Below are 22,269 nucleotides of genomic sequence, written 5' to 3' on the forward strand. Positions count from 1 at the left end.
CATTAATTATTAAAATTTTAGATGAAAGAACTTGTCTCCATCATAACACCCAGTTATAATTCGGCCAAATATATGGAGGAAACGATACAATCTGTTTTGAACCAAAAATACCAAAACTGGGAATGGCTGATCACAGATGATGGCTCGTCCGACGATACCATAGAAATAATTAATAAATATAAAGATGCTCGTATAAAATTAGAAATTTTACCGAAAAATGGCGGTGCAGGAAATGCCAGAAATAAAAGTTTAGAAAGAGCCAAAGGAAGATATATTGCGTTTTTAGATTCCGATGATTATTGGTTACCAGAGTATTTAGAAGCAATGATTCACTTTTCGCAAGAACATAATTTCGAATTGGTTTATAGCAATTATTCCAGATGTAATGAGCAATTAGAACCTGTTATAAAAGATTTTTCAGCCAATAAAGTTGTTACTTTTTCTACTTTATTGAAAACTTGCACTTTAGCACCAGTTTCTACAATTTATGATTCTAAAAGAGTTGGTATAGAATATTTCCCCATAAAAAGCAAGCGTGAAGACCACGTCATGTGGCTAAATTTATTGAAAAAAATCCCAAAAGCGCAGCCTCTTACTCGAACTTTAGCAAAATATAGAATGGTAGAAAATAGTGTTTCTCGTAAAAAAACCAATATTATGTACGATCAATATTTGGTTTATAAAGATTTTATGAATTTTTCTACTATAAAATCACTCTATTACACGGCAAATTGGGCAATGAATGGCTTTTTAAAATATTCTAAATTTTTTAATTAATGGAATACAGCAAAGAATTTAAAGAAGCATTGAGTAATTTTTCGCCAAAAGAAAAAGACAAGCTCATTTTTCGTTTGCTGAAAAAAGATAAAATACTCTCGCAAAAGCTTTATTTTGAGTTGATTGAGACGCTAACTGTAGATGAAAAACGGCAAATTTTAGAAGAAGAAATTTCTGAAAAAATGCTTTATTACGCAGAAAATGTAAGCAATTTGAAATATTTTTTGATGTTGGTTCGCAAATTAAGCGGCGAAATCACTTTACACGTAAAAGTGACTTCGGATAAATTTGGCGAGGTTTATTTGCAATTATTTTTGGTTAATGAAATTTTGCATTTGTACAAAAACCGTTTGAGCAAAGCCAGTTTTGAGCAATCTTACAAATTGTATATTTATTTAATAAATAAGATTTTCCGTGCCTTAATTTTAACTTTAAAATTAGATCGGGATTATGATCTGGAAATTGATGAAATTTTAATGAAAACTTTACTGGAAATAAAAGACAACCAGAAAATGCAGGATTTGTGTTTTAATAATGAATTGAATTTCAGTTATTTCCAAACAGAAAACATTCCGGAAAATATCGCGGAAATTGTTAAGGATTTAAAAGCAGAAGGATTTTTAAAATAAAATCTGCGTCATCTACAAAATTTGCGCTATAAAACATTCTCTCAGATTTTGCGGAAGACGCAGATTGAATACTTTTAAATTATTAGATTTCTTCTAATATTTTCTCTATAATTAATTGCGTCGCATTGGGTTGTAAATGGATAAATTCTTTTGAATTTTCTCCCATTTTTGCCAGAGTTTCGCTTGGATTTTCCTCTAAAATTTTAATTAAAAAGTCTGCCGCTTCATATTCGTTAGCGAAAGATTTTGCACCATTATTTTTAATTAAATCATCGGCTTCAGGATTTTTCTTGTAATGGTTTCCGAAGAAAACAGGAATTCCAAAAGTGGCGGCTTCTAAAATATTGTGCAATCCGGCGCTGTGAAAACCACCACCAACGACCGCTAAATCTGCATAAGAATAAATTTTTGAAAGCAAACCGATGGAATCTATAATTAAGATTCGAGATTTGAGATTTGAGATTTGAGATACTTTTAGGTCGCTATATAAATTGGCTTGTGGAAATTGATTTTGAATTTCAGGAATTCTTTTTAAATCGTGTGGTGCTAAAATAATCTTCACATTTTCAGTCTTTTTTAGAATAATTTCCACTATTTTTTCTTCTTTTTCCCAAGAACTTCCGAAAACTATAAGTTTATTTTCACTTTTAAATTCTTCAATATTTGCCACAAAATTATCGCGTTCTGCGATTTCTTTTACGCGATCATATCTTGTATCGCCCGTTGTTACAGAATTTTCTAAACCAATACTTTTCGCCAGCGCCGTAGAATGATAAGTTTGATGAAAAAAGAAATCAATATTTTTCTTTAATTCTTTAGCAAACCATTTTCCATAAGGTTTAAAAAAAACTTGTGTTTCGTAAAAAAGCGCAGAAATAACATAAGTTTTCGCGCCTTGAAGTTTTAATTCTTCCAATAAATTATACCAATAATCATATTTTACGGTAAAAAATATTTTGGTTTTAAAATTTGAAGTGAAATCTTTGACCCATTTTTTTTTATCAAAAGGTAGATAAACAATGGCATCGGCAATATTTTTCTTGTTGATGACATTTTCATATCCGCTCGGTGAAAAAAATGAAACCAAAATTTTATACTCGGGAAATTCTTTCTTTAGAAGTTCTAAAACTGGCAAACCTTGTTCATATTCACCGAGACTTGCAGCATGCATCCAGATAACTTCATCGGTTTTTTTAAAGGCTTTTTCTACAATAGTGCAACTTTGTTTTCTTCCAAGAATTCCTTTTTTTGCCTTTTCATTAAACCACGAAAAAACTTCCATGCTGGTTATTAAGAATTCGATAAAAATAAAGTATAGAAATCTCATATTTTTAAACTAAAATTCTATCATTATTTGTATTCGGATTAGAAATCACCAAAAATTCTAAATCTTCTGATGTTTCATTAGAAATAAAATATTTTTGCAAAGGTTTAATAGAAATACCATTTTTCTCCGGAACTTCAATCTTTTCTTCGTCAATATAAAAAGTGGCTTTTCCTTTTAAAACATAAAAAAATTGCTGTGCGTTCTTGTGAAAATGTAATGTTTCAGAAGTGTTTGAAGGCATTTTTTCTTGTTTTATAGAAAGATTTTCGCCGTCTTGCAAAACCCAAGAATCGCAATTTTCACCCCAAATATAATGTTCAGAATTTTCTTTAGATTTTACCATCTTTTTGCTGATTTTATGAATGCCTTTTATTTATATTTTCTCGCTGATTTTGCTGATGAAGCAGATTTTCCACTAGTTACTATCTGCACGATTTGCTTTAATATGTGAGAATATAATTAAATTTACTTTTTTAATTTTTGCTAATTTTTCAATCTTCTAGCCTATTTACAACCCAATCATTAAACCACGAAAAAACTTACTTGCTTGAAATTAAAAGTTCGATAAATAAATAGTAGAGATATTTCAAGGTTTTATTTTAATGATAAATTAAGAGATGTTTAATTTTCCAATTTTTTTTGAAAATATGTTTATTAAAATAATTATTAACAATAAAGCGCCAAGCAAATATAAAATATTACCACTTAATTCTGTTCTTTTCGACATTGCAACTAAATAACTTTCATAAAAAAGATCCGCAAAAATAAGTGAGAACACACAATTTATGACAGATAAAACCAAAAAGGTCGCAAGTTTGTTCTCTTTGATATCTTTTGGTAGATTCAAAAATGGTGATTCAGGATTTTTTGATGTAAAGAAAAGCGTTAAAAATATCATAAAACCTATCGGCATCAAAAAAAAGATAAAATTTTTATTTGAAAAACTATCTGGTTTTCCTGATAAATTAAAGTGAGTTGGAATTATGTCTGGTAAAGAATTAAAATTTAAAATAATAAATGCCGTGATTCCAACTAAAATTAAAAAGGCGACTGAGTGAAAAAAATAGCCTAGATTTTTCATTTTAAAGTAAATTTTTTACAAACCTCAATTTATGCGTGTGCGTATTTTTTTCTTTATTAAAAATTCCCGTAGAATCTAGTTCATCAATGCGAACTTTTCCATGTGCGTGAATGATTTGATGAGAATTTAGCATAATTCCGACGTGAATAATTCTGCCTTCAGAGTTTTCAAAAAACGCCAAATCACCGGCTTGACTTTCTTCTACAAAATCTAAAACTTGCCCTAAATCGCCCTGCTGATATGTATCGCGCGGAATTTTTTTTCCGTTAACTTTATAAACCAATTGCGTGAAACCGCTGCAATCTATCCCAAAAAAACTTTTACCGCCCCACAAATAAGGCACGTTTAGAAATTCTTTTGCGGTGGCAATTATATTTTGTCTTAAATCTTCACTTTTTTGTGTAGAAATGGTTTCAAAATCAACTTCAGATCCGATGGATAAAAGGATTTTGCCATCTTTTAAAATATGGGACTGAAAATTTTCAGTGATTAGATTGACTCTTCTATTTTGTAAATATTCTTCAGAAACTACAGAATATTGCTTGGTATCCATCCAACCTTCATAGCCGTCGTAGTCCATTTTTATTTTGGTCCAGTTAGAATTCACTTCCAAGACAGAAATACTTTCACCAAATAAAAGTTGGGTAACGATTTCCGCTTTATCGGAAGATTCTGCACGAACTGGTGCGACTGAAACGTTGCAAATGGCTTTTTCCATAAAGAGATTTTAGATTTTAGATTTTAGAAAATTAATGCTTCTAAATTTCTTAATCGTTTTTAATTTTAAATTATTTCAATTTCTAAATTTTCCTGGCGAGTTGAATGCCGTCTCGCAAAGGTAAAATAAGATTTTCAAAATCTTGGTCTTGCGCGATTAATTCATTTAATTCTTTGATAATTTTGGTAGATTCTAGTTTCGGATTATCTTCTAAAACCTTTCCGTACCATAAAATATTATCAATTAATAGAATACTTCCGCTTTTCATTTTCGGCTTAATTAGATTAAAATATTGAACATAATTTTCCTTGTCGGCATCTATAAAAACCAAGTCCCAATCGATATTTAATTTTGAAATTTCTTGCAGAGCGTCGCCTTTTATGAAATTTATTTGGGAAGCAAATTCACTTTCGGCAAAATATTTTTCTGGCAAATACGCCAATTCTTCATTTTTATCAATCGTGTAAATTGTTCCATCTTTTGCTAAACCTTCGGCTAAAGAAAGCGTGGCGTAACCCGTAAAAGTGCCGATTTCTAAAATACTCTTGGGCGAAATCATCTTCGAGATGATACTTAATAATCTCCCTTGTTGATATCCAGAAATCATGTGTGGTTGCGTCGTTTTCTGATACGTTTCGCGCCGCAATTTTTTTAAAATTTCTGGCTCTGCGGAAGCGTGATTTTCTAAATAGCGGTCTATTTCTGGGCAATTTTCTTCAAAAAAACTCATACATTTTTGTTTGTTCAAAAATACTAAATTTTGTTGACTGTTTTTTTTATCTTTGATGGACAAATATATTTTATAATGGATATTAATGCAGAAAAAATAGAATTAGCGCAAGAGATTTTAAAAATTCAGGACGTTGAAATTATTTCTAAACTAAAGAAATCTTTGAAAAATTTCATTAAACAAGAAAAAATAAAACCGATGAGTTTGGAGCAATTTTATGCTGAAATTGACGAATCTTTGAGAGATAGCGAAAACGACAACGTTTTTACTACTTCTGAGGTAAAAGACAAGATAAAAGAATGGACTTCGAGGTAGTTTGGACGAGATTTGCTCTAAAAAAACTATTCAAAATTTTTGAATTTTATAAGTTAAAGCAAGTATAAGAGTTGCTGAAAATATTACAACTGGCATAGAAAATGCAACTGAAATTTTAAAACATTTCCCATTAAAAGGAGAAAAAGAAGAACTTCTGATTAATCATAAAAAAGAATTTAGACACCTTATTTATAAAAATTATAAAATAATTTATTGGCAAAACGAAAAGAAAAATAGAATAGAAATTGTAAATGTTTTCGATACTAGACAAAATCCAACAAAAATTAAAAAATTAAAATAAAAATTCCCGAAAATTGCTTTTCGGGAATTATTTATATTTGAGATTAAAATTTATTTATTTAACTGGCGCACTGTCCATTAATTTCATAAATTCATCTAGTTTTGGCATGATGATAATTTCTGTTCTTCTGTTTTCTGCTCTTCCAGAAACCGACATATTCGTGGTTTTCGGTTGGTATTCAGAATTTCCTCCGGCCGTCATTCTCGATGGATCTACACCAAATTGATTTTGCAAAATTCTCGCTACAGAAGTCGCTCTCAAAGCACTTAAATCCCAATTATCTTTCGGAACTGATGCGCTTTTCAAAGGCACATTATCTGTATTCCCTTGTATTAGTACAGAATATTTATCATAATCGTTAATCACTTTTGCCACTTTTCCTAAAACTTCTTGCGCTGCAGGCATTACATCAAAACTTCCTGTGTTATAAAGCATTTTATCTGAAAGGGAAATCATTACAACACCTTTTAAAACTTTCACTTGAACATCGCTATCTGCAATATTATCAAGAGAACGTTTTAATTTATTAGACAGTGCTAAATTCAAACTATCGTTTTTCGCGTTGGTAGAAATTAAGCGTTTGATGTATGCGTTTGATGAATTTATTTCACCAATCAATTTATCGATGTTTGCAGAACCTTTTCCGGTATTTGCTAAACAAGCATCTAAAGATGATTTTAATGAATTATTTTGGTCTTTCAACAAACCATTTTCACTCGTTAATCCGGCATTGGCGCTTTTCAAATCTTGAATGGTTCTCTGGTTGGCCGCGGCTCCATCAAGACATTGCTTATAATTAATGTTTAGTGCTTCAAATTGCTTTTTACTAACGCAAGATGTAAGCGAAATCGCCACTGCTCCAATTGCGATCATTTTTAAAATTTTCATAAAAATTTATTTTAATTGTTTGATTTTATTGGTTCATCAATTTATATACCGCAATTATTTTTGTGCGGTTTTTTATTTAATCCAAATTTACGAAATCATTTTAATAAGAAGAATTATCTTTGTTAAATGTATCTTAATAAACAAAACTTTCAAACTCAAATTTTAAAATTAATTCCAAATTTTAAAGACCAAAAATTTCTTTTGGCTGTGAGTGGCGGCGCAGATTCTATGGTTTTAGCAAATCTGTTTTTAAGTTCAAATTTAAACTTTCAAGTTGCGCATATCAATTATAAACTTCGTGGTGAAGATTCTGATTTGGACGAAAAAATCGTTCAAAGTTTTTGTAAAAAAAACGGCATAAAACTACATTTATATAAAGTATCTGAAGTTGATAAAAAGCCAGAAAATTCTATTCAACTTTGGGCGAGAAATTTACGCTATGATTTTTTTAATAAAATTAAAACTGAAGAAAACCTAGATTTTATCGCCACTGCGCATCATTTGAATGACGAACTCGAAACTTTCATCATCAATCTCTCCCGCGCTTCTGGCTTAAAAGGTTTGAGTGGAATTCCGAAAAACGAAAACAGCATTTTAAGACCTTTGTTGAAATTCAGCAAAGACGAAATTTACCAATTTGCCGAAGAAAATAAGATTGAATTTCGGGAAGATAAAAGCAATGCAAAAACTGATTATTTAAGAAATTTTATTCGACACGAAATTGCACCTAAACTTCTACAAACAAACGAAAATTTCTTAGAAAATTTTAGCAAAACTTTAACTTATTTAAAGGAAGCAAATGATTTTATTGACGTAGAAATTGAAAACAAACGTAAAAATATAAGTAAAGAAAAAAATTCTAAAATAATTTTTAACAAAGAGAAATTTAAAAATGAGTCAGATTTAGTCAAATTCAAACTTCTTAAGATTTATAATTTTAAAGATAGTAAAGAGATTGCAAAAATATTGATGGCTAAAACCGGGGGTTCGTTTTTTTCAAAATCACATTCTTTAAAAGTATCATCTAATGAATTGATTATTAAACCATTGGATTATTCTCATGAAGAAAATTCGCCTATCGTTATTCGCAAAACCTCAGAAATCCATGTTTCAAAATTTATCGAAAACTATAAGATGCAGCAGAAAATATGGGAAGTAGATTCCTCAAAAATTAAATGGCCAGTTATTATCAGAAAACCTTTACCTAAAGATGTTTTTCAGCCGGCCGGAATGCGGGGGAAAAAGAAGGTTTCAAAGTTTATAAGAGAACTAAAAATTTCCGATTTAGACTTTCAACCTTTGGTTTTAGTAGATTCTGGCGACACAATTTTGGGGATTATTCCACAACGTCAAAATGAGATTATGATTTCAAAAAATTCAACCGAAATCTTAACCATATTTTTATGAAAATTTGTTTTGTCGATAGTCCTTATTCATGTTTATTAGCCTCAGTTTGATTTGGTTTAAATATATTTGCAACTTAATTTTAAAATAAAAATGAAAAAGTTCCTTCTCTTTATAATTCTCGTCTTTTCACAGATTATTTCGGCTCAAATAAAAGATCCCGTAAAATTCAAATACGATATAAAAGATCTTGGAAACAACCAATATGAAGCGGTTCTCACGGCCTCTATTGAAAAAGGATGGCATATTTATTCTAAAGATTTACCAGAAGATTCTGGGATTCCGACGGAAATGAATTTAACATCTACTGAAGGAATAGATTTAATCGGAAAAGTAACCGAAGTTGGTAAAAAACACGATGAATTTTCTGAGGCTTTCGGGGCGAGAATTGTGTTTTACTCGAATCAGGTTTTATTTAAGCAAAAATTTAAGTTAAAAAATCCTGCAAACGCGGCCAATGTTTCCGCGGAAATTACTTATCAAACTTGTAATGACCGCATTTGTCTCGCGCCAAATACTTTAGAATTTCAGAAAAAAATAGCGGCTTCGGTTGCAACAGAAACGACGGATTCAACAGACGAAAATAAAGTTGAAAATTCCGCTACTGTTTCGCCAGTTTTAAAAGATTCTACGGTTGAACCAAAAACGCAAACTCAAGTAGTTTCAACAAAAACTTCTGATCCAAACAACATAAAAGTTTCGAGTTTAGATTTTCAACATCCATTGACGAATTGTGGCGTTGTTCAAGAAAAAGCATCTGAAAATTATTGGATGTATTTGCTTCTCGGTTTCATCGGCGGATTGGTTGCTTTGCTTACGCCGTGCGTTTTTCCGATGATTCCTTTAACGGTTTCCTTCTTCACAAAAGGCATGAAAGATAAAGCGAAAGGCAAAAGAGATGCGTTTATTTATGGCTTTTTTATCCTTTTAATTTTTGTTTTATTGAGCGTTCCTTTTCATATTATTGATGGAATTGCAGGAAATATTTTTAACCAAATTGCTACAAGTGTTTGGTTAAACATCGCATTTTTCATTATTTTTCTATTTTTTGCTGGAAGTTTCTTCGGTTATTATGATATTACTTTGCCAAGTTCCATTGCTAATAAATCTTCAAAAGCCGAAGATGCAGGCGGAATTGTCGGCATATTTTTTATGGCTTTAACTTTAGTCATTGTTTCATTTTCCTGTACAGGACCAATTTTAGGAAGTTTGCTCGGAAGCGCAGTTACAGGTTCATCAAATGTTCCGATGCTATTAACTTTTGCTTTGGCTGGTTTTGGTTTGGCTTGGGCGATAATTTTTGGACTTTTGGCCTTATTTCCTCAAGCATTACAATCTTTGCCAAAATCTGGCGGTTGGATGAATACGGTGAAAGTAGTTTTAGGTTTCATTGAACTCGGCTTTGCACTAAAATTTTTATCAAAAGCAGATTTGGTGTCAAAAACTTTCTTATTAAAAAGAGAATTATTTGTGGCGATTTGGATTGTTTTAACAATCGCTTTGGCTCTATATTTATTTGGTTTAATTAAATTTCCACACGATGATAAAAAACCAAAAATATCTTTAGGAAGAAAACTATTTGGTGTCGCCGGAATTGCTTTTGTAATTTATTTGGTTCAAGGTTTAATACCTGCAGAAAGACCAAAACTTCAACTTTTAAGCGGAATTTTGCCGCCTTTAAATGTGAGTTATTTCCATGATGAAAAAGACGGAATTCTCGGCATGCATCCGGAACATGATTATTTTAAAGCCATCGAACTGGCAAAAAAAGAAAACAAACCTATTCTGATAGATTTTACAGGTTATGGTTGCGAAAACTGCCGTAAAATGGAAGAATTCGTGTGGTCGCAAGATGATGTTTTACCGATTTTGCAAAACGATGTGATTCTTGCGTCGCTTTACGTGGACGATAAAGAAGAATTGCCTTTAAACCAACAAACGAAAATTGATATGGGAAATGGCCAGTTGAAAAAAGTAAAAACCATCGGCGATAAATGGAGTTTGTTTCAGCAGGTTAATTTTAATAACAATTCCCAGCCGCATTACGTTTTGGTAACGCCAGACGGAAAAGTGATCAACCCGCCAGTTTCAGGTTATATGTCAAAAGAGGATTTTAAAAAGTTTTTGACTTGCGGGATTGGGTATTTTGAGAAGAATAAATAAATTTTTACATTTATAGAGTTGAACCTTGGTAAGAAATTATCAAGGTTTTTTTATGTTTTGTTTTATAAATATCTATCACAAACTCAAATCTACACCGATAAGAAAAACCCTATTCAGTAGTTCCGTCTTTCTATACGAAACCGAATAATCCAATACAGATTTCGTATAGTTATATTTTACATTTAAAATATTATTCAATGCTAGAGAATACTTGAAACTACTATTCTTTGGTCCATAGTTGAAGTTAAAATTTAAAAATAAAAAATCTGTATTCTGCTGGAAATCTGGTTTATAATATTCGTTGGTGAGTTTAAATACAAAAACATTACTTTGAAAACTATATAGAAGTTCGTTTTTTAAACTTAAGGAATTAATTTTAATTTTGGTACGGATTTCTGACTGATTTACTGCTGAGGTAAAATCTAGGGTATTTTTGATTTTTAAAGGAATATTAAACGCAAACTGCTGAATTAAATTAATTTGAAAAATTTTAGAATTTATCTTATTTAATTCATTTTCATTAATTGAACTGTAATAATCAAATATATAGTAATTGGCTTTAAGATTAAATCTGCTGGAAATAAAAGGAACAAATTTCTCAACATTCAGACTTATATTATAGGTTTCATTGGGCTTCGGACTCCGAAAACTTACTGTATAATCAAAATTAGAATCCACTAAATATTTGCCAATAAAACCGTTCCTGCTTTTTGTGTAACCTACGGAAGCAATAACTTTAAATTGATTTGTATAAGAATCATTATAAGTAAAACCAATGTTATAGTTTTCTTGCGTTTGATAATCTAATGAATATTTATTACTAATAATGCTTCTGTTAGATACCAATATATAATCATCGAACAGATAATTTTCGGAGATCGGAATTGTAGAAATATCGGCACTAACGAAAGTGGCAGTTTTCGAAAATATATTTCTGAAAACAGAAAGTGAAGTTTTATTTAAAAATAAATTTTTAGAGTTTATGAAACCATCAATTAAATTTTGTTTTAAAATTTGTGAATTCTGGGTAAAATTGATATTCCAATCTGTGGTTTTTAGATAATATTCTAAGTTCAAAAAGGCAGAATTAGTTTTATAGGAGATATTATTCTTAAAGTTAGCAAAAGTTGCCGAATCGTCTGAACGCGTGGTTGAGCGAAGCATATAATTTTCATTTGCAAAACCAACTGTGACTTTTATTTTATGATCTTCCGTAAATAAATGGTGCAGTATAAAATCCACACCCAGATGCTGTTTACTGGCTTCTACCGCTTGTAAATTGATAGGCGATGAGCCATTATTTGGAAAAATTAATAAAGATGGTGTAATAAATAAATCTTGTGGTTTATTGTCATACGTATACAGTGCTCTTATTTGCAGAGCATTTTTTTTCTTTAATTTTAAGGTATAGATCAGTTCGTTTTTAGAAAATAGATTTTTAAATGTTTTTCTTGTCGAATAAAGACGATCTGAGTTCGAAATTAAATTATTCGTAACGTTCTCATTTAAAGCACTTACACTACTTAATATTTCAAAATATTCTTTCTCAGATTTATGCCATCTAAACTCTAGGTTTCCGGTTATATAAAGCGGTTTTTTTACGATTGCATTGTCATCTTTGGTGTAAATATTCTCATTATTCAGGTTGTAAAAATTTTCTGAAATATTATTAAGAAGTATTTTATCTTTTACAAAACTGCCAATAATTTTCAGGTTTGCTCTACTGCCTATTTTAAGTAGCGAATTACTGCTTGTAAACCATTGTTGGTTTCTATATGCCTTTTCTGAACCAAATCTTGAATCTATAGAATTTTTCTCAATAAGGAAAGGCGCCTGATACTTCGTATTTTGATAATCTTCAAAACTCAAAGAATTGGTACTTAAATCTAAAGGTGATTTATTTACGCCGACATTATTGTAATTTGAGGTGGCAAAAGTTTTTACTAATTTGTTTACTACTAAACCGTATGCACCCAGATTATATCTCTTATAAAAATCTGTTTCTGCCTTTAAACTAGATGAAAAACTCGTTTTATCTTTTTTTAATTTTAGATTAAGGGCTACTTTATTTTCGCCTCCGATGCTTTTTAATACAGGATTATCAGACCAGTTATCAATTGCCTGAACTTGATCAATAATATTAGGATTAATACTACGGGTACCAATCATGTAATTAGAATTAAATAAATCGCCCCCGTCAAGCATCACGGCAGTTACAGTTTTCCCTTTAAACTCAAGGGAGCCACTTTCATTTACTTTTATTCCAGGAAGTTTTTTTAATAAATCTTCTACAGTTTTTTCTGAACCGTCAATAAAATTTTCCGGATTATAAACAACGGTGTCCTTTTTTATCTCAATTGATTTTCGTTTACCTTCAATCTTAATTTCTTCAATGGAAACTGAAGATTTAGTCAACTCGAAATTTGTGGAATAAGATTCTTTATTATCAACTAGAGAAATAGAGATGCTATCACTTTTTAAGCCTGTGGAACTTGCTATTAGCAAGGCCGTATTTCCTAAACGATTTTCATATTTTATTTGATAGAAACCTTTTGCATCTGTAAATGTATATCTTGTTTCATTATCTGATTTCAAAAAAACGCGCGCTCTATTGAGCGGCGTTTTATTTTCATCGGTAACAAATCCTCTAAAATAAATTTGAGCACTAGCTTTAAGAATTATTAAGAGGAAAAAAACTATAAAACATTTGTTAAATTTCAAATTAAATTTTTTATGGATAACAAAAACAGAAGTCAAATGTAGTACTTGAAGAACAGGATTTTCCTGTTATGACATCATTACTTACGTCTGATTCTTTACTACGCAAGTAATTGTTTTTCAAATTGTTTAGAGTACTTTTTGATATATCTGCATAAAATGTTGCATAATCAATCAACTTAAACTCTGGATTAACAAATGGATAAAAAATATATTTCTTTAATGAATCCTTTCTAAAATTGACATCTATTAAATTAAAATTATAAATTATGTTACTACAAGATTTTGCCTTAGCCGCCAAAATGAGACCAGGCAAACCATTCAGTTTGTAAGGACCTTCTGATATAGGTATATCCTCATCATACCACGCTTCCCAGTCGAAATCCCGCCAATGCGTGGTTGCCAATTTACAACTTCTTCCACCAATTATTCTTATTGAATCCTGTAATTTCCACTCAATATTATTTAGGGAATCTTTTATAACATAACCATCATTTTTGTAACCGATTGCTCTGCCATACATTTCATTTTTATTAAAATCTTTATAAACAGAAACGTGATTTGGATAAAACTGCCCAGGATATAACTTTTCCGCTTTTTCAAAATACATATCAAATTTAGAAACACCGTCCTGAACATAAAGATAACAATCAACTTTAGGTAAAGTTGTTACCTGATCAGTACTGTTAAAGTTTACTTCCATTTGATATGCAACTCGTAAATTCAGACGTTCTTGTGCAATAAAAAAAGTTACCGTGATTAATAATATGAAAACAAAGACTTTCTTAAACATAAAAAATTATTTAATTTTACACTAATTAAGGTTGGTCTGGCGGTGTTGCTTCCATCAATTTTGTAATAGTGGCTCTTACGCAATTGTTACCCCACTGTTGTTGAGCAACTATAGATGCAGCATTACAATCCCCAGATGGAGAGGTAGCAGAACCTGTTTCTATTGTGCCAGAACCAGAGCAATTTTTAGTGACTGTAACCGTGCAAGGATCTGGCTTTAATAACTTTTCTGCTTTCACATTAGTAGATGCATATGAAACTGCATAAGTGCCAACCAATGCAATTGCCAAAATAAATTTTTTCATAATAGTAAATTATTTGATTTTTCAGAAAACACTTTGTTTACATTTTAAAAAAGTTAGCATTAAAAATGCAAATTACTATTCAAAAAAAACTCATGCATTAGTTGCTTTGATAGTAATCATGGGCTAAAATTAAAATTAAAATTGTGCAAACTTATTTTAACATTTTTTTCAATTTACCAAAAATTCAATATTTATAGCATAGCGTATTATTTATTTTATGTACAATAACCTACGTTAATAAATGAAGATGTATAAGTAAAACAGTCCTTTGATCTCTTTAAACCTTAAAATCAAAATAGTTGTAAAGAAATTTGTTATAAATCTAAAGAAGGACAATATTTCTTTAATTGAAACAGAAAGATTGGTAAGAAATCATCAAGGTTTTTTATGCACCAAATATTACTTTTAAGAATAATTTAATTAAATCGATTTTTTGGTATAACACTTGTAAATATTTTTTTAATTAATTACAATTAATTAATCAATTTAAAAAAATCTTTACACATTTAAAATCAAAAATTATGGAAAATCTAAATGAACCCAAAAGCACAGGTAAAAAATCTTTAAGTAAAAAATTAATCCGCGTGGATATGACGCCGCTGGTCGATCTAGGATTTTTATTAATTACATTTTTTATGTTTACAACCAATTTCTCCAAACCTAATGTGATGGATTTGGGTTTGCCAGCAAAAGGGCCAATTACAGAAACTCCAGTTATTGATTTTAAAAATCAAGTGACTTTTATTATTGGAAAAGATAACCGCGTTTTTTACTACCAAAGTGAATTGGGCGATTTGAATTCAAATATTTTAAAAGAAACCTCTTTTGACGGCATCAAAATTTCAAATATTATTTCAAATTACAAAAAAGCAGCACCAAAACCAGAGTTTTTCACCGTTATCATCAAACCAACAGATGATGCGAATTACAAAAACTTCGTTGATATGCTAGATAATATGGCGATTACAAAAAGCGACCGATATGGAATCGCTGAAATAAAACCTTTAGAGAAAAAAATTTACGAAGAGAAAGTAAATTAAGACATCAAAAAAAGCAGCCAAAAGTTTGGCTGCTTTTAAAAATAATGAAACTCGAATTTTTATTTCTCGGCTTCTAATTTTTTGAGATTTTCTACGCCAATTCCGCTGGTAACATCTGTAATGCCGTTTTCCTTTAAAATTTTAATGGCTTCACCACTCCGTCTTCCTGTTACACAAAAAGTAACGATGTTTTTTTTGCCTTTAAATTCAGAAATTCGATTTGGAATTTCATCCAAAGGGATATTTACCGCGCCATTTATACTTCCTTTCGCAAATTCTTCTGGCGTTCTTACATCCACCAAAAAAGGATTTTCTTTTAATTTTTGCTTTAAAATTTTAGTAGCATTTACAGACTCGATTTCGCTAGATTTTGTGGAAGGATTGCAATTAATTAAAAAAGCAAGAAGTAAAATTGCCAATATATTTTTCATATGTAGATATTTTTTATTGTTTTTAAGGATATTTGTTACCGTCCATTCTTCATCAGTTTATATCTCTCAATTATTTTATTTAGATTGAAATCGATGAATTTTCAATTGTTTGCAAACTTATTAATGGCGATTTCCTAATATTTTATATTTTAAAAGTTAGACTGCAATTTACCACAATAAAAATTGTTCTAAAAAAAATGGGTGATATTTCTTTAAACCATTCTTATTTTTTAAATTTAGACAAATCTTGCTTTGCGCCTTAAAATATTTTTATGAACATTAATAAAATTGCGCCTTTGCGTTAAAACAAAACAATATGTTACACCACGAAATTTCTGGAAAAGGGGAAGAAAATTTAGTTTTACTACATGGTTTTATGGAAAATTCTGAAATCTGGAAATTTCTTGAACCTCATCTTTCAAAAAAATTTAAAATCATTAAAATAGATTTACCAGGGCATGGAAAATCTAAAAATTTCGCGGAAATTCATTCGATGGAAATGATGGCGAAAGAAGTTGAAAGAGTCATTTCTTTTTTAAATTTAGAAAAAACACATCTACTTGGGCATTCTATGGGTGGTTATGTTTCGCTTGCTTTTGCTGAATTATTTCCTGAAAAATTAAAAAGTTTAACTTTATTTTTCTCCACTTTTTTTGCTGATGATGAAGATAAAAAAGAGCAACGCCGAAAAAGTTTTAGAGTGATAAAAGATGCTTTTGTGCATTACGTAAATGTGGGAATTCCGAATTTATTTAATCCGAATGACAAAGATTTTTTAGAAGGAAAAATAAATTTTGCGAAAGACATTGCTTTATCTACAGACAATTCTGGAGTTTTAGCCGCCGTAAAAGGCATGATTGAAAGAACCGATAAATTAGAAATTTTAAAGAATCTGGATGCAAAAATTTTAGTTCTCTGCGGTAAACACGATTCTGCTGTGAAAACTGAAAAAACAATAAAAAATCTTCCAGATAAAACGAACCTCAAATCTTATGTTTTAGATTGCGGGCACATGGGGCAATTAGAAAAACCGGAAATTTGTGCTGCAATTATAAACACAGAATTATTGCATCATTTGCCGAAACATTTTATTTTTTAAATCTTTCCGAACTTGCTTCAGGCAAAAGAATTTTACACAAAATCATTAAAATTTAATCACAGAAAATTATAGTATTTCTGTGATTTAGTATTTGTGTATTTAACCAAAATAAATGAGATTAAATTTAAAAGCGAAATACTTACAATTTCAAAAATGTCACTACTTTTTTTAGAAGTTGTGTGTTTTAGTCAAATTTACCATGAATTCTGCATTATTATTACTACATTTGTATAAATACTTACTTTAAAAACTGGTCTTTTTCAAGTTATTGGTCTTTATTAATATTTCATTTTGGATTAATACCATAATAGTGCAAACCGATTTGTCTTCTTAAACCAAACAGGTTTGATCAAAGCAAAAAATAAACTTCAGACAAATTTAAGTTTGCTCCTTTTTTAGATTTATTTGCAAAATTTATTTTATGGTTTTGGTGTTCTTCTAAATAGAATGCATCGATTATATTGTTTCAATTTGATTATCAAAAATTAAAATTTACACAACTAAAATTATAATAACTAAAAAAACAATTAACCATGTACAATCTCACAATTAAAAACGATTACATTTATGATTTAGGAACCTCTACAGGTGTAACTATTTCAAAAGGCAAGAGTTTTACACTGAACGACAGAGGTTCCCTTGTGTTAACCATTCCTGGAATGAGCAATATGAACTTTATAGATTTAGGAGACAAAAAACTAGAAGGTTTTCCATTTCCTAAAGAAACTTGGGGCACGTTGGTGCGCTATAGCACTATTGAAGCGTATTATAGGTACGAAGGACAAGGCGAATTAACCGTAGTTGTTGATTCTCTTGGAATGTGTACCATTTCTACTACCAATGGATCAATGATACGAATTTCGATACCGGAATTTGTTATTCAACAACATTAAAACTAACTAACCAAAAAACAAAAAAAATTATGGAACCATTTCTCGGACAAATTATGATGTTTGCAGGAAATTTCGAACCAAAGGGTTGGGCGTTTTGCAACGGTCAATTACTTTCAATTTCGCAATATTCATCGTTATTTTCAATTTTAGGAACAACTTATGGTGGCAATGGCATAAATTCTTTTGCTTTACCAGATTTACAGGGTAGAAGTCCAATTCATGCTGGTCATGGTGCAGGACTTTCGGACATCAAATTAGGACAAAAAGGCGGCGCAGAAACGCATACTCTAACTGTGGGGCAAATGCCAAATCATAGTCATGATGGAAGCCCATTAAACATAGGTTGCAATGAAGAAGACGGAGATAGCGATGAAGCAAAAGGTGGAAACTTTGGAATTGCAAATTCAGGAACATCTTATAATTCCAATGCAAACGATAGTACGATGGCAAGTAAAATTACTGGAAATACAGGAGCAGCCGGAGGAGGACAAGCCTATAATACGCGAAACCCCTATTTAGGTATAAACTATATAATTGCTTTGGAAGGAATCTTCCCTGCTAGAAACTAAGTTTAAATAAAACCAAAAATCATAAAATTTCAATTAAAACATTTAGAAAAACATGTTTTAATTATAAAAAATAGCACTAAAAATTATAAAATTTCTTAACCTAACATTTTTAACTTTAATAAAATATAACCTTTAAACCTATTTAATTATGAAACAAAAACATTTATTATTTTTATTTTTTTGCATTGCTTTTTCTGTGTGCAATACATTAAAAGCACAAACCGCTTTGGCTCCCGGAGATATTGCAGTTTTTAATAATCAAGCAGATACTCCGGACAAATTTTCATTTGTGACATTTGTAGATTTAGCGGCTGGAACAGCGATTTATTTTTCAGATTGCGGGGTTGTTCCCTCTGGAACATTTGATCCCGGAGGCTGCAGTGAAGGTGCAGTTAAATACACTGTCCCTTCAGGTGGATTAGCTAAAGGAACAATTGTGACTTGGACAAGTGGCGCGACTAATTTTTCTAATTATTCTGACCCTCTTATTACGGGATCGATTGCGCTTTCAACTGGTGGAGATCAAGTTTTAGTTTTTCAAGATGCATCAAATCCTGGAGGTTCTACATTCGCGTCAGCAAATCCAAAATTTATTTTTATTATAAATAATGCTTCCACTTTATTTACGGGCGACGATTCTGCTTCTTCTACACAAACTGGTCTTCCAACCGGTTTATCAGATACAGGATTACCTAGAACCGCATTAGGCGTTGGCTCAGGCTCAGGACCTTCGGATGAATATGATAATACTGTTTACATAGGCACATATACATTTGCAAATGTAGCGGATGCAAAAAAAGCCTTAACAAATCCCGCAAATTATTATGGCTCCGATATAAATCCCCCTGGTGATGCCGCTTATGATTCATATGTAAGTGCGATACCTGCCAAGCTTACTTTAAGCACGTTATCTGCGTTAGATATGAATCTAAAAAATAACGTAAACATTTTTCCAAACCCATCAAACGGTAAATTCACTATTCAAAATTCTGCTAAAACCTTACAATCTGCAAAAATTTATGATGCTAATGGTAGAATTGTTAGAAAAGTAAATTTAAATGGAACTACCAGAGATATACAAATAAATCTTGCTGGCAAACTTTCTTCTGGTGTATATTACTTAGAATTACAATCTGAAGAAGGATCAATACTAAAAAAACTAATCATTAAATAAAATCATTTTTAAATTAAAAAGAAGGCTGTCTCACAACTTGTGAAACAGCCTTTTTTGGTGGAATTTTGATTGACTTATTTTTCCTAAAGAATCTCAGATCTATATTTTGGAACTGAAAAGATACTTTTACATAATTTGGTATTTTTTTTAATATCGTGAACACAGAGCGCTTTTAACAAATTACAGAAATTAAATATTATAAAAAAATTCGTGAAAACGAACCTACAAATTCACGAAATTATAAACAATTGACGCATGAATTCACATCGAAAAATAGTTTTTCTAAAAATTTATTTCGACATTACCTTATAACTCGGATCTTCTAAAATATTGACTTCTATTAAAGCTTCTGCATTTTGAAGTAAATCGCGGCAATCTCTGCTTAGGTGCTTAAGATGAACGGTTTTTCCTGCTTTCTTGTAGCGTTCTGTAATTTTATTTAAGGCTTCAATAGCCGACATATCTGCCACTCGGCTTTCTTGGAAATCTATAACCACATCTTGAGGATCATTTTGCACATCAAATTTTTCTGAAAAAGCCTGCGTAGAACCGAAAAATAAAGGGCCATAAATATCGTAATGTTTCACGCCATTTTCATCAAAATACTTCCTTGCACGAATTCTTTTGGCATTATCCCAAGCAAAAACCAAGGCAGAAATTATCACACCTATAATCACGGCAAGCGCTAAATTATGAAGAAAAACAGTAACTAAAGTTACCACTATCATTACAAAAATATCAGATTTTGGCATCTTGGTAAAGACTTTAAAACTCGCCCATTCAAAGGTTCCGATGGCAACCATAATCATCAATCCCGTTAAAGCAGCGACGGGAACTTTTTCTATCAAAGAACTTCCAAACATTATAAAAACCAAGAGCATCACACTTGCAACAATCCCAGAAAGTCTTGCTCTAGCGCCATTTGAAATATTAATTAAACTTTGGCCAATCATCGCACAACCACCCATTCCCGAGAAAAACCCCGAAAAAATATTGGCCGCTCCTTGCGCCACGGCTTCTCGGTTACTATTGCCTGTAGATTCTGTAAGTTCATCAACGATATTTAAGGTTAATAAACTTTCTATTAATCCCACACCCGCAACAATGGCTGCATATGGAAAAATAATTTTTAAACTCTCAAGATTAAAAGGAATTTGCGGAATATGAAAAGGAGGAAAACCACCTTTGATGGAAGCCAAATCTCCAACTGTTTTTGTATTTATATTAAAGAAAAAAACCAGCGCAAAAACTACCAAAATAGCCGTTAAACTTGCTGGAATCACTTTGGTATATTTCGGCATTTGCCAGATAATCAACATTGTAAGAATTACCAATCCCAAAATACTATACAGCGGAATACCTGTAAGCCAATAGCCCGAAACATCTTTAAATGAAACCAATTGCGACATAAAAATGACGATTGCCAAGCCATTCACAAAACCATAAATTACCGATTGTGGTACCAATCGAATTAGTTTTCCGAGTTTTAAAAACCCTGCTGCCATTTGAATAATTCCAGCGAGAATTACCGTTGCGAAAATATATTCTATACCTTCGGTTTTTGCCAAAGCCACGATAACGATGGCAACTGCGCCCGTTGCACCAGAAATCATCCCAGGTCTTCCGCCGAAAATGGAGGTTACAAATCCCATCACGAAAGCGGCATAAAGTCCTGTCAATGGAGAAAGCCCAGCAATAAAAGCAAAAGCAACGGCTTCTGGGATTAATGCCAAAGCCACTGTAAGACCTGAAAGAACCTCTGTTTTATAATCTACTTTTTGTTTAAAATCAAATAAATGTATCAGTTTCTGCATAAATTTTTCTAAAAAATAAATCCACTTTTTAAAGGTGGATGTTGTAATTAAATATTTTCTTTTTCAATTATTTCCTTAAATTCTGAAATGGTCTCTTCTAAAGATTTATCGCATCTTCCACCTGCTGCATTAATGTGGCCGCCACCGTTGAAATATTTCCTCGAAAATTGGTTTACATCTGTATCATCTTTACTTCGGAAAGAAATTTTTATAAAATCTTCATACAAATCCTCCATAAAAAACGCGGAAACTTTGGTGCCTTTAATGCTTAAGCCATAATTTACAAAACCTTCTGTATCTCCTTTTTGGAAGCCAAGTCTTTGCAATTCTTCTCTTTTTAGCCACAAAATGGCAACTTCACCATCTTTTACCGTTTCAATTCTACCTAAAACCAAGGCCAATAAATGCAACCGAGAAACGCTGTTTGTATCCCAAGTGTTTGAGGAAATTAAAGCAGGATCTGCACCTTTATCAATTAAAACCCCAGTAATTTTATGTGTTGTAGAACTTGTAGAACGAAATCTAAAACCGCCTGTATCTGTCATAATACCTGTATACAAACATTCTGCTACATCTTTATCTATTAAATTTTCTTCACCCAATGCTTCTATAAAATGGTAAATCATTTGGCAAGTTGCAGGAACTGTGGTATCAGAATAAACAAAATCAAAATTATCTGGCTGCTGATGGTGGTCTATTAATATTTTTTTTGCCCAAGATTTTGTAAGCCAATCGCCTAAATTTCCTATTCTTGCAGCAGTATTAAAATCTAAACAAAAAATAACATCTGCATTATAAATGGCTTCACCCGCTTTTTTTCTTTTATAATCGGCAATTACGATTTCTTTCGCATTTGGCAGCCATTTCAAAAATTTGGGGAAATCATTCGGAACTAAAACCGTCGCCTCAATACCCATGTTTTTTAAAAAATTTTTAAGTGCTAAAGATGAACCTATCGCGTCTCCATCAGGATTATGATGCGTAATGATAACGATATTTTTTTCTGGAATAAGTAATTTTTTGATTTCTGAAATCTCCTGATTGCTAAACATTTTCTAAAATTTATATGAATGCAAAGATAGATTTTCTAAAAAGAAAAGT

General features: G+C 31.1%; 23 protein-coding genes. 11 read left to right on the forward strand and 12 right to left on the reverse strand.

The window, feature by feature from the left end; genetic code table 11:
- Positions 1-21: 21 nt before the first annotated feature.
- Together C4S29_RS04135 and C4S29_RS04140 are read left to right on the forward strand one after the other, a co-directional pair.
- Positions 22-777, forward strand: coding sequence for a glycosyltransferase family 2 protein (locus C4S29_RS04135; RefSeq protein WP_103912842.1), 756 nt, complete (start codon positions 22-24; stop codon positions 775-777).
- Complete coding sequence (locus tag C4S29_RS04140) at positions 777-1,406, forward strand: deoxyuridine 5'-triphosphate nucleotidohydrolase (RefSeq protein ID WP_103912843.1); 630 nt, start codon at positions 777-779, stop codon at positions 1,404-1,406. The genes C4S29_RS04135 and C4S29_RS04140 overlap by 1 nt, the downstream gene beginning before the upstream one ends.
- A gap of 82 nt (positions 1,407-1,488) precedes the next feature.
- Here the strand turns inward: C4S29_RS04140 and C4S29_RS04145 are convergent, their stop codons facing one another.
- The 5 genes from C4S29_RS04145 to C4S29_RS04165 form a co-directional block, all read right to left on the reverse strand.
- Positions 1,489-2,733, reverse strand: coding sequence for a 3-deoxy-D-manno-octulosonic acid transferase (locus C4S29_RS04145; RefSeq protein ID WP_103912844.1), 1,245 nt, complete (start codon positions 2,731-2,733; stop codon positions 1,489-1,491).
- Between the two features lie 4 nt (positions 2,734-2,737).
- Positions 2,738-3,076, reverse strand: coding sequence for a cupin domain-containing protein (locus C4S29_RS04150; protein ID WP_103912845.1), 339 nt, complete (start codon positions 3,074-3,076; stop codon positions 2,738-2,740).
- Positions 3,077-3,343: 267 nt separating this feature from the next.
- A complete protein-coding gene (locus tag C4S29_RS15015; RefSeq protein ID WP_103912846.1) occupies positions 3,344-3,814 on the reverse strand; it encodes a DUF1648 domain-containing protein in 471 nt (156 codons plus the stop codon).
- 1 nt (position 3,815) lies between these two features.
- Entirely contained in the window at positions 3,816-4,532 is a 717-nt protein-coding gene (locus C4S29_RS04160; protein WP_103912847.1) for a C40 family peptidase, read from the reverse strand.
- An 82-nt stretch (positions 4,533-4,614) separates the two neighbouring features.
- Positions 4,615-5,262 (reverse strand): O-methyltransferase, encoded by a 648-nt coding sequence (locus C4S29_RS04165; RefSeq protein ID WP_103912848.1) that lies wholly within the window; start codon positions 5,260-5,262, stop codon positions 4,615-4,617.
- A 75-nt stretch (positions 5,263-5,337) separates the two neighbouring features.
- Here C4S29_RS04165 and C4S29_RS04170 point away from each other — a divergent pair, with 75 nt between their 5' ends.
- Both C4S29_RS04170 and C4S29_RS15020 read left to right on the forward strand, forming a co-directional pair.
- On the forward strand, positions 5,338-5,577 hold the full coding sequence (locus C4S29_RS04170) for a hypothetical protein (protein WP_103912849.1): 240 nt from the start codon (positions 5,338-5,340) through the stop codon (positions 5,575-5,577).
- An 82-nt stretch (positions 5,578-5,659) separates the two neighbouring features.
- A complete protein-coding gene (locus C4S29_RS15020; RefSeq protein ID WP_394338658.1) occupies positions 5,660-5,878 on the forward strand; it encodes a type II toxin-antitoxin system RelE/ParE family toxin in 219 nt (72 codons plus the stop codon).
- 54 nt (positions 5,879-5,932) lie between these two features.
- On the opposite strand, the gene C4S29_RS04175 is transcribed toward C4S29_RS15020, so the two are convergent.
- Positions 5,933-6,766: an OmpA/MotB family protein gene (locus C4S29_RS04175; protein WP_103912850.1), complete on the reverse strand. Its 834-nt coding sequence runs from the start codon at positions 6,764-6,766 to the stop codon at positions 5,933-5,935.
- A 126-nt stretch (positions 6,767-6,892) separates the two neighbouring features.
- On the opposite strand from C4S29_RS04175, the gene tilS reads away from it, so the two are divergent.
- Both tilS and C4S29_RS04185 read left to right on the forward strand, forming a co-directional pair.
- Positions 6,893-8,173, forward strand: a complete 1,281-nt coding sequence (tilS, locus tag C4S29_RS04180; protein WP_103912851.1) for a tRNA lysidine(34) synthetase TilS — start codon at positions 6,893-6,895, stop codon at positions 8,171-8,173.
- A 90-nt stretch (positions 8,174-8,263) separates the two neighbouring features.
- Positions 8,264-10,333, forward strand: coding sequence for a protein-disulfide reductase DsbD family protein (locus C4S29_RS04185; protein ID WP_103912852.1), 2,070 nt, complete (start codon positions 8,264-8,266; stop codon positions 10,331-10,333).
- 75 nt (positions 10,334-10,408) lie between these two features.
- Here the strand turns inward: C4S29_RS04185 and C4S29_RS04190 are convergent, their stop codons facing one another.
- The 3 genes from C4S29_RS04190 to C4S29_RS04200 all read right to left on the reverse strand — a co-directional run bounded on the left by C4S29_RS04190 (position 10,409) and on the right by C4S29_RS04200 (position 14,133).
- Positions 10,409-12,928, reverse strand: coding sequence for a hypothetical protein (locus tag C4S29_RS04190; protein ID WP_233740477.1), 2,520 nt, complete (start codon positions 12,926-12,928; stop codon positions 10,409-10,411).
- Positions 12,929-13,064: 136 nt separating this feature from the next.
- Positions 13,065-13,844 carry a GLPGLI family protein gene (locus C4S29_RS04195; protein WP_103912854.1) on the reverse strand — a complete coding sequence of 260 codons (780 nt, stop codon included), beginning with the start codon at positions 13,842-13,844 and terminating at the stop codon, positions 13,065-13,067.
- Positions 13,845-13,869: 25 nt separating this feature from the next.
- A complete protein-coding gene (locus tag C4S29_RS04200) occupies positions 13,870-14,133 on the reverse strand; it encodes a hypothetical protein (protein ID WP_146063253.1) in 264 nt (87 codons plus the stop codon).
- A 536-nt stretch (positions 14,134-14,669) separates the two neighbouring features.
- On the opposite strand from C4S29_RS04200, the gene C4S29_RS04205 reads away from it, so the two are divergent.
- Positions 14,670-15,188, forward strand: coding sequence for an ExbD/TolR family protein (locus C4S29_RS04205; protein WP_103912856.1), 519 nt, complete (start codon positions 14,670-14,672; stop codon positions 15,186-15,188).
- A gap of 59 nt (positions 15,189-15,247) precedes the next feature.
- Here the strand turns inward: C4S29_RS04205 and C4S29_RS04210 are convergent, their stop codons facing one another.
- Positions 15,248-15,619 carry a rhodanese-like domain-containing protein gene (locus C4S29_RS04210; protein ID WP_103912857.1) on the reverse strand — a complete coding sequence of 124 codons (372 nt, stop codon included), beginning with the start codon at positions 15,617-15,619 and terminating at the stop codon, positions 15,248-15,250.
- Between the two features lie 316 nt (positions 15,620-15,935).
- On the opposite strand from C4S29_RS04210, the gene C4S29_RS04215 reads away from it, so the two are divergent.
- The 4 genes from C4S29_RS04215 to C4S29_RS04225 all read left to right on the forward strand — a co-directional run bounded on the left by C4S29_RS04215 (position 15,936) and on the right by C4S29_RS04225 (position 19,354).
- On the forward strand, positions 15,936-16,718 hold the full coding sequence (locus tag C4S29_RS04215; protein ID WP_103912858.1) for an alpha/beta fold hydrolase: 783 nt from the start codon (positions 15,936-15,938) through the stop codon (positions 16,716-16,718).
- A gap of 533 nt (positions 16,719-17,251) precedes the next feature.
- Positions 17,252-17,611, forward strand: coding sequence for a hypothetical protein (locus C4S29_RS14655; RefSeq protein WP_146063254.1), 360 nt, complete (start codon positions 17,252-17,254; stop codon positions 17,609-17,611).
- A 29-nt stretch (positions 17,612-17,640) separates the two neighbouring features.
- On the forward strand, positions 17,641-18,180 hold the full coding sequence (locus C4S29_RS04220) for a phage tail protein (protein ID WP_185116938.1): 540 nt from the start codon (positions 17,641-17,643) through the stop codon (positions 18,178-18,180).
- Between the two features lie 148 nt (positions 18,181-18,328).
- Positions 18,329-19,354 (forward strand): T9SS type A sorting domain-containing protein, encoded by a 1,026-nt coding sequence (locus C4S29_RS04225; RefSeq protein ID WP_103912859.1) that lies wholly within the window; start codon positions 18,329-18,331, stop codon positions 19,352-19,354.
- Between the two features lie 290 nt (positions 19,355-19,644).
- On the opposite strand, the gene C4S29_RS04230 is transcribed toward C4S29_RS04225, so the two are convergent.
- Positions 19,645-21,168: a SulP family inorganic anion transporter gene (locus C4S29_RS04230; RefSeq protein WP_103912860.1), complete on the reverse strand. Its 1,524-nt coding sequence runs from the start codon at positions 21,166-21,168 to the stop codon at positions 19,645-19,647.
- Positions 21,169-21,215: 47 nt separating this feature from the next.
- Positions 21,216-22,220 (reverse strand): DHH family phosphoesterase, encoded by a 1,005-nt coding sequence (locus tag C4S29_RS04235; RefSeq protein WP_103912861.1) that lies wholly within the window; start codon positions 22,218-22,220, stop codon positions 21,216-21,218.
- Positions 22,221-22,269 lie beyond the last annotated feature (49 nt).

This window comes from Halpernia humi, from assembly GCF_900108025.1.
Lineage (GTDB): Bacteria > Bacteroidota > Bacteroidia > Flavobacteriales > Weeksellaceae > Halpernia > Halpernia humi.